This is a genomic window from Candidatus Nitrosocosmicus agrestis (assembly GCF_008389435.1).
Lineage (GTDB): Archaea > Thermoproteota > Nitrososphaeria > Nitrososphaerales > Nitrososphaeraceae > Nitrosocosmicus > Nitrosocosmicus agrestis.
Map to the genome: position 1 here is coordinate 185764 of NZ_VUYS01000001.1, position 7429 is coordinate 193192.

6 protein-coding genes are annotated in these 7429 nt (G+C 33.2%); 2 read left to right on the forward strand and 4 right to left on the reverse strand.

Features of this window, described 5'->3' with window-relative positions:
* Positions 1 to 258 precede the first annotated feature (258 nt).
* Positions 259 to 1440, reverse strand: a complete 1182-nt coding sequence (locus F1Z66_RS00930; RefSeq protein WP_149861716.1) for a cytochrome D1 domain-containing protein — start codon at positions 1438 to 1440, stop codon at positions 259 to 261.
* A gap of 239 nt (positions 1441 to 1679) precedes the next feature.
* On the opposite strand from F1Z66_RS00930, the gene F1Z66_RS00935 reads away from it, so the two are divergent.
* Both F1Z66_RS00935 and F1Z66_RS00940 read left to right on the forward strand, forming a co-directional pair.
* A complete protein-coding gene (locus F1Z66_RS00935; RefSeq protein ID WP_149861717.1) occupies positions 1680 to 2138 on the forward strand; it encodes a M23 family metallopeptidase in 459 nt (152 codons plus the stop codon).
* A gap of 264 nt (positions 2139 to 2402) precedes the next feature.
* Complete coding sequence (locus F1Z66_RS00940) at positions 2403 to 3314, forward strand: GNAT family N-acetyltransferase (RefSeq protein ID WP_195907440.1); 912 nt, start codon at positions 2403 to 2405, stop codon at positions 3312 to 3314.
* A gap of 471 nt (positions 3315 to 3785) precedes the next feature.
* On the opposite strand, the gene F1Z66_RS00945 is transcribed toward F1Z66_RS00940, so the two are convergent.
* The 3 genes from F1Z66_RS00945 to F1Z66_RS00955 form a co-directional block, all read right to left on the reverse strand.
* Entirely contained in the window at positions 3786 to 4391 is a 606-nt protein-coding gene (locus tag F1Z66_RS00945) for an NADPH-dependent FMN reductase (protein WP_149861719.1), read from the reverse strand.
* Positions 4392 to 5060: 669 nt separating this feature from the next.
* Complete coding sequence (locus F1Z66_RS00950) at positions 5061 to 5771, reverse strand: SDR family oxidoreductase (RefSeq protein WP_149861720.1); 711 nt, start codon at positions 5769 to 5771, stop codon at positions 5061 to 5063.
* Positions 5772 to 6037: 266 nt separating this feature from the next.
* Complete coding sequence (locus F1Z66_RS00955; RefSeq protein ID WP_149861721.1) at positions 6038 to 6715, reverse strand: YsnF/AvaK domain-containing protein; 678 nt, start codon at positions 6713 to 6715, stop codon at positions 6038 to 6040.
* Between the last annotated feature and the right edge of the window lie 714 nt (positions 6716 to 7429).

A 7429-nucleotide genomic window follows, 5' to 3' on the forward strand; every position in this document is an offset into this window, starting at 1 on the left:
TTTTTATGATTTTTGATTAAACGATACAAGGTAGAAGAGGTGACGTATTTATGCTCTCATAATAAAATACAAGACAAAAGTATAGAAAATCCAAGGTAATTATATCAACAACAACAAACTTCTAACTAAACAAAATACGCCAACATTTAATAATACATCATAAATCACGTTGTTAAAAGTAGGAAGAATTAGTCACATTCTTTTTATTATATACATCTATATGCTAGTTACATGTGATGTTATAATTCCTTTAGGCAGTTATGAAACTGCAAAAGAATTTTTTTGATCTGTAGAGTTCATAGCATGAGCTGTTGTTATTAACGACACTTTGTCTGAATTTTCGTTGGCTACGTAAATATTACCATTGCTTGGGTTGTATTTTATATCCTGCGGATCATCTCCCACATTAAAAGTGTTGATCACTTTGTTGGTATTGCTGTCTATTTCAAGGACTTTACCGCTTCCATCTGAGTTAGAAATGGATGTCATGTAAATATTACCATTGCTTGGGTTGTATTCTAGATTTTGAGCATTGTCATCTGTCGTAATAGTGTTGATCACTTTGTTGGTATTGCTGTCTATTATGGATATATCTCCTGACTCAGAGTTAGAAACATAAATATTACCATTGCTTGGGTTGTATTCTAAAGCATTAGGGCTGCCGTCTACTGGGATTGTGTTGATCACTTTGTTGGTATTGCTGTCTATTATGGATATATCTCCTGACTCAGAGTTAGAAACATAGATATTACCATTGCTTGGGTTGTATTCTAGAAAGCTTGGACCCTTTCCTACATTAATAGTATGAATTATTTTATTTGTGGCATTATCTATTACAAGAATTTTACCTTGTACATCAGTATCTGTATCAGAGTTAGGATCAGAAACTACGTAAATATTACCATTGCTTGGGTTGTATTCTAGGAAAATAGGACCATGTGGTATATGTATGGTGTGTATTACTTTGTTGGTATTGCTGTCTAATACTAATACCTGTCCCAGGTTACTTACATACATATCATCATTGCTTGGGTTGTATTTTAAAAATTGCGGACTATCTCCTCCCGCAATTGTTTGAATCACTTTGTTGGTATTGCTGTCTATGGCTAACACATTATATAGATTAGTAGCATACATAACACCATTATGAAGGTTGTATTCTAAAGCATTAGGGCTGCCGTCTACTGGGATTGTGTTGATCACTTTGTTGGTATTGCTGTCTATTATGGATATATCTCCAGAATTAAAGTTGGCTACGTAAATATTACCATTGCTTGGGTTGTATTCCAAGACTTGCGGTGACTCTCCAACTTTGATAGAGATCGTTTGAGGTTGTGCCAATACCTTCTCCAAGTTCAAAATTGCCAGAGGTAAGATAACGGAGATCATCAAAACAAAATAGCAAATAGATTTAGAAACTGTGTTAACGTCTTTGTTCAATTTCTGTTTTTTTTCAAATTCTCACATAAACAGATTTATAAATTTTTTTACACACTTTAATAAAATTTCTGATAATTTTTTAATGCTTAATATCCAATAATGTTGCAAAGAAATTTCTCGGCTTGAGGTGACCAAACGAATGAGAGATACATATAAAAATGAAAATATAAAATTTGCTATATGCTGCAGTCCTAATAAAGGATATTATATAAAATTCTATGTTAAGGTAATCTCGATAAGTGAAGGCAAAGAACTCATATACGATTCCTATTCCTAAGGAAATGTTACAAAGAATAGACAGAATGTCATCGCCCGCTCATGTTGGCAAACTCCAACATGCTATAGATTTCATTGCACCTTTAGGTACACCCGTTCTTGCTGCAGCAGAAGGTGTGATAACATACGTCAAAGACGATTCGAATATTGGTGGACCTGATCCAGCATATTGGTCATACAGTAATTTCATTACAATCAAACATTCAAATGGTGAATTTTCAAGATATGATCACCTAGACTTTAAAAGTTCCAATGTAAGGTTATATGACAAAGTACAGGTTGGTGAAACGATAGCTAGAGTAGGTTTAACTGGTTACACTTATCTTCCACATCTTCATTTTCAAGTCTTTATTTTTACAGGATATAACATCTGGACCGACTTTGAGACAATAGAAGTCAATGATTTTGAAAGAATTATTTAAAAAATTGGTAACAAATAGTAATAGACATATTCAGAGTAATGCAAGAATTTGCTATCAGCAGCTCAACCTTGTCAACATAATTTCTCAAATATTTTAAAATACAGGAAGAAAATCTTGTCTTATTTCTTTTTATTTGCATTTATTTTCAATAACCCTATTTGTATGTTATCTGTAAATTTTGAAACCCTAGATATCATAATGACATAAGTATCAAAATAGACAAATAAAAGAATAAAATATAGTTAAGCAATTTCTTTCATAAAGTTGATTACTAATGACCATGGATTTAGATTAAGGCCAGGAGTTATAGACGATGCTAAAGAGATCGGAAGAATAATTTTTGAAGCATTTTCAGAAATTGCAGATAAACATGGCTTTCCTAGGGAGTTTCCAAACGTTGAAACTGGAATAAACGTGGCAACTTTCTTTTTGTCCAATCCAGGGTTCTATTCGGTTGTTGCCGAAGATCTAAACCAAGATAGTAACAAAATTATTGGCAGTAACTTTCTAGATGAAAGATCAACATTGGTAGCAGGAGTTGGACCAATAACAATTGATCTAAAGTCACAGGATAAAGGTGTGGGTCGACTATTAATGAAAAATGTAATGGAGAGAGCCAGGAACAAAAACTATCCAGCAATTCGTTTACTCCAAGCATCTTATCATAACCGATCGCTTGCATTGTATACCAGATTGGGATTTGATGTTAGGGAGCCCATATCCACACTTCAGGGAAAAGCGATTCAAGCAGAGATTCCTGGAAAGTCTGTGAGAAGAGCAAAAGAATCAGACTTGGAATACTGTAACGCAATCTGCAAATCAATTCATGGTCACGATAGAAATGGTGAACTCAAGGATAGCATAAAACAAGGAATAGCAAAAGTAGTTTTAACAGGAAATAAAATTACAGGCTATACAAGCGGACTGACATATTTTAATCACTCTGTTGGACTTGCCAATGATGATCTAAAAGCTCTCATAGCCTCAGAAACTGCTGCGGATACGGATATTCCAGAGAGTTATGGAGGACCAGGTATCCTTATTCCAACTCGAAATGCCAAATTATTTAGATGGTGTCTTGATAATAAGCTGAGGCTAGTTCATCAACTTACTCTTATGACTGTTGGGATGTATAATGAACCCGCTGGATATTACATGCCATCTATTCTATATTGAAGATCATCAATAATAATCCTACAGTTACTACCATATGACAATGCTTGATTGGTTCTTTATCGACCGATCCTGATTATCAAAATTACAATTAGAGCGGAATGGTTTTTGGACTGGACCATTAAAACAAGTATAAAAAGTTAATCGTCTAAGTAGCCATTTGTTAGGGACAAGACTCATATTCTTCAGAAACAGGGTATACAATATACCGAGAATTGAGTTCATCCGTATGATAACAAAAAAAGAATGAGATAGGGTATATAGGTTTGTCCTCATTCTTATAAAAGAGATAGGGATACTAAGGGAAGGGAAGGAAAGGTAATGTGAAAGTATCTCGACTAAAGGAAACACATTGTGAGTTTGAAATAAAGAAAAGATTGAATTGTGAACTTTGAAAATTTAATTTCAAGACAGTCAAAAAGTTTTTATAAATATTGATTAAAGTCATTGTTATAAAATAAAATTCATCGCCAATTAATAAGGAGTGCCTTTAGATCTCTGAGTAGTTAATGCGTTTACATACCACTCAAACTCATCAAGAAATTTGCTTACTCTTTTGTCATATGATTCATCGATTAAATGCCCATTTTCATCAAATACCTTGTGTACCCTTGGAATAGCCAATGAACAAGGTATTGAAGGTGAACCTAATTCTGCAAATATTAATCGTAACTGCTGTGCCGCATTGATTCCAGCAAACATACCAGGAGAATAAGAAACTATAGCTGAAGGTTTGAAATAATATTCTTCCAAAAAATAATCCAATGTATTTTTTAATACACCGGATGTACTTCGATTATACTCTGGTGTAACAGGTATGTATCCCTCTGCATTTTTAATTTTGTCTCTAAGTTCTACAAATTTTTCAGAAGGACTCACCATTTCTTTATACATTCTATCAAGTAATGGCAAATCTAATTCCATTGGATCTATAAAGTAGACTCTATGACGTCTTTCTTCAAGTTTTTTTTCTATCCATCTGGCTACCCCAAATCCTTTCCTATCTCTTCTGACTGAGCAACGATGATTGCAATTTGTGCCAATGGAAATAAATATGCATATTGTTATTAAAACGATCATAATAGATCACTTAGGCAAATATCGCAGATCTGTTTAAAAATTCATTCAAGTCTGTTGAAACTATTCTGTATAGCATAGTCAATGTGCTATCAAATGCATATGATAATGTGTAAAGAAATTCAAATTCAGTCATAGATTTAGTCAAAGTAGAAAGTCCAATCAAAATGTAAATTCATTACATTTTTCATAAAAAAATCATATAATTTCGCCAATGACTGTGGTATCAAAATCTTTCACCACTTGAATGTTACTTATCTTCCGATTCCCTCTTTGTAGAAAGTTATTGATTTCAATCATGGCAGCATCATTTCATCCAAATATTTTCTGTTTTATCATAGAGATTTTTAAAATTAGCCATATAAACCTAAATCGGAACGTTCCAAACATTTTTTATTAGAAGTGATCAAAGAATCCATGTGTTTCTCTAACCCTTCGACATCCAAACCGATGGTTTTTTTGCATACTGAAAATATAAAATAAAATAAATGTAAAACAGCAATATCAAATAATTCAATATATTAAAGAAATTTCATTACTTCATTACTAATCAAAACACACAAAAATATTAAAATCTAGGTTCATGATGTAAATACATCCCATTAAGGATTTAATGAACCAACATCCTTTATCCGATATACGATGATGACAATATAATAGATTATTCATAATTTACCATGGTTCAATCTGTCCATCATAAAAGAACCCACCACTAGGACCATTGTTGGATAATAGACATGCCCATACAATACCTTTGGCGCCTTCTTCGACTGGACGTCCTCCTTTTCCACCCATATCAGTTGATACCCAACCAGGATCAACCGAATTTACAGGTATATTGGTTTCATCTAACTCCCACGCCAATTTTTTTGTTAACGCATTGAGAGCCACTTTAGAAATGCCATATGCAGGGGTTTCACCACCCATATAATATAACGAACCTGAGCCACTTGATATATTTACTATCCGTCCATAATTGTTCCTTTGCATAAGTGGAATAAACTTTTGACAAAGTAACCACGGTCCATATAGATTAGTTTTAAGGGCTTGGGTAACCACATCCAAGTTAGCGTTCAGAGTGGATTGATTTGAGTCATACAATATTGCAGCATTATTAACCAGGATATCGAGACGTGAAAACTTCCTTTCTATTTCATTGAAAACATCCACAATATTTTTCTTATCTGTTACATCCAGTTTACAGAATGAAACGTCCAAGCCTTTGGTGCTTAATGTTTGTGCTGCACGTTCACCTTTTACCTGATCGCGGGCTGTCAGTATGACTTTTAATCCCAATTGTGAAAGTTGTTTACATATTTCAAATCCTATTCCCCTATTTGCTCCTGTAACAAGAGCAATTTTTTTGTCAAGTTTGGCATTCACGTCTACTCTGATAAACAATCCTTTAATATGTTTGATAATTTATTAGAATACGAAAGCGTTGAGCAAGGGCGTTATTACTCACTAGCAGGGATATAAAAATTACTGTACTTTCACGAAAGAACAATATAATTCAATAAGTTGTTAGATAGATAGCAATCCACCACCTTCTCACTATCACAGATCAAGTCATATAGCAAAAGTATGTATTGTGAAGGTCTATTCAAAAATAAAAACATTTAGGTATTTTTTTATGGATCATATTAATGCTAATCTTCCAAGTCGATTCTCTCAGAGGTTATCTCTTCCGTGAATCCTTTTGTTTCAGTTACAGGGTTCTTTTTTACTACTACCTCCTCTTTAACATAGGGTCTTTTAATAATTTCGACTTTCTCTCTCTTAACAGGTATCTCTATTTCTTGTGTTGAGGTAACGGGTTTTTGATCTGTTTCACTTTGTCCGTTTTGAGATTTTCTCGTTTCAATAGATATTTCTTCATGGGTTACAGGAATCTCTATAGTTTTGGTTTCTGTTACTGGCTCTTTGGTTATTGTTACTATGTCTTCCTCAGTTCGTTTTGAAACATCTACTCTTTCCTCCATTAGTGGTACTGTATTGGATTTGTCAATTTGATTATCTTGAATGTATTGTGATGGAATTTGCACTTTATCTTTGGTCAAGTCATCCTCACCTTGTGAACTCTTTTCAAAGTTTTCTGGTCCCCGATATTTAGTATAAGCTTCATCCTCCGAAACATTGAATCGCAGGATGCTTCCATCATAACTTTCGGCCTTTCCTTTAGGTATGCCAAATATCTCTATATCTATCAATCCTTTTTGAGTTATGACAAATTGAGGCGTTACTTCCTGGACCTCACCAAAATCTGCATCATTAATACCCCTGGCTTCTTTTTTTATAACATCATGCCAATCAATACTAGAGCTCACAAATAATCATATATAACATGCTATAAATATGGTAGACAAACTTGGTATTATTAATGGTAATATTTAAGAATTAGATTTTTACAAATTAAATGTTCATATACTATTATAGATAGTTCTGATAAAGTGAACACGAAAGTATTCCATGGTACTCTGGTCTAATACAACCCCATCCTTGAGAAGTTCTTGATAAGATACTCTATTCTATAAAATCAGTATCAAAAATCAAACAACTGTTTAATCATTAAAGATAGTTACAATAAAGAAATACAATATGAGAAATACTCGATCCCTAATATCCCATCCGGTACACCTATAGCGAAACCTCACGTTGATCTCACATTTAATGACTATTTACCAATCAAATACAAGGAGTTCAGAAGCTCTGAATATGGATAAATGACTTGACTATTTCATTTCTCAAAGAAGTCAAAGTTATCTTTCTTCATTCAGAATAAATTATTTAAAAATTCGATAAGAGAATGTAAGTTTGTAAATAACAAAAGCGTATTGTTAAAATCAATGACTAAATATCAATTAGGAAGATTGTATTTCATTCATACAAATACGGTAAAAAAAATTTTTTGGTACTAACCATAATTGACCATGACATCTAATTCAAGAACTGCGTGTTCATAAGAATGGTTCTAGTTTCAGATAGCCTCTTTCTCAAAGTCATGATATTGATATTGGCTGCTGCAGCAATCTTTGATTGGG